The organism is Parabacteroides sp. ZJ-118, assembly GCF_011038785.1.
In the GTDB taxonomy this organism is placed as follows: domain Bacteria; phylum Bacteroidota; class Bacteroidia; order Bacteroidales; family Tannerellaceae; genus Parabacteroides.
Window position 1 is genome coordinate 1 of record NZ_JAAKDT010000102.1, and the last position, 1,482, is coordinate 1,482.

Below are 1,482 nucleotides of genomic sequence, written 5' to 3' on the forward strand. Positions count from 1 at the left end.
TTAGCCTGTATTCCGCCGGTGCGGGCTTTTATGCGTCTATAATATGCGCCTAAGGCGTCTTTTGACCGGGATAAGGCCATCGCGCTTTGTCGCAATGCCTGTCCGACTTTGTTTTTGCGTTTGAGCATCTTGCTCGAGACGATTTTACCCCCGGTAATCTTGTCGTTCGGTACGAGATTGCACCATTTCGCAAATTTATTGGCCGTTGGAAACTTGCGCACGAAATCAGATCCCAGTTCTGCCAATATCGTCAATGCGGCGGAATGGGATATGGACGGAATTGCCATTATGTTGACTCCAAATGCCCGATAGCAATATTCCTCTACATTTACAGCCATGGAGTTTTTCTTATACTGACGTTTGCCTGATTTAACCCGTTTTTCTTCAGGCATATCCAGCGGAACAGTCATTGAGGCGGCGGTATCTTCGATTTTCTTGTCACATTGGGCAATTTTAGATTGAGCCGCCTTGTAGTCTTCGTAGGCCAATGACAGGGCGAACATGTGGTCGTCATCCCATGTGCCTTCCACGGAAGCCATTATTTCTTCTTTGCCGGCTTTGCACCTGATGTCGGCGTATGATGCAAGTGTACCGGGGTCTCGTTCACCTGCCAGAATGTCTTCAATCATCCGGAGGCCGGACACGCCGGCTATGTTGCTCAGAACTTCGGTCAGCTTGACGTTCATCAGCTCAAGCGACTTCTGCATCCGCTGAACAGCCGTGGAGGACATCTCGACATATTGTTCGCGCAGACGGGTGTATGTGCGTAGCTTTCGCGAAGCCGCGTCAGACTGATAACAAGGTTTGAACATGCCGTAGGCAAGCAAAACCATCAGCCATTCGGCATCATCGACATCTGTCTTGCGCCCGCTCATGTTTTTCGCATCGGCTGCATTGACAAGGTAAACCTCGAATCCGTCTTGCTGAAGCATGCGGAAAAGCTGTACCCAATAAATGCCGGTAGATTCCATAATGACTTTCGTTATACGGCATTGCCGAAGCCAGACGCTAATTTGGCGCAGGTCCCCGGTGCATGTTCCAAAGGCTCTGTTGTTGGTGGTGCTGCGATCCGACGGGACACATACCTGCATGAGGGTGGCACCCACGTCTATGCCCGCCACATCATGGTTGATGATTTTCAGACCGGAAAACTTTCCTGTCTGCGAATCTTTTGTTTTCTTTGCACGCATTTTTCTGATTTTGATGGTATGTAAAAACCAAAGACAGGACTTTCCGGAAATTTACACTCTACCAAACGGCCTCCTACGACCAATAATATTTTCGATGAAGTCCATAAGCCAGACTGAATCATGGGATCGACCCATTGCATAAACGGCTTTTGTCTCTGACGATGCAAAGATACCATCTTTTTCGATAGCAAAACGGCGTTAGCCATTTTGCGGACAGAGGTGACTTGTGTGCCCGGATGGCCAACTGTTACCTCTGTTTATTTCACGGGCGTGCCTGTGTGGGGGACTGAAT

The 1,482-nt window shown here is 49.1% G+C and carries 1 protein-coding gene; it reads right to left on the minus strand.

Translation table 11 applies throughout. The features are described 5' to 3' along the window. On the minus strand, positions 1-1,190 hold a 1,190-nt coding region (locus G7Y39_RS13350; RefSeq protein ID WP_165157917.1), incomplete at its 3' end, for an IS110 family transposase. Between the last annotated feature and the right edge of the window lie 292 nt (positions 1,191-1,482).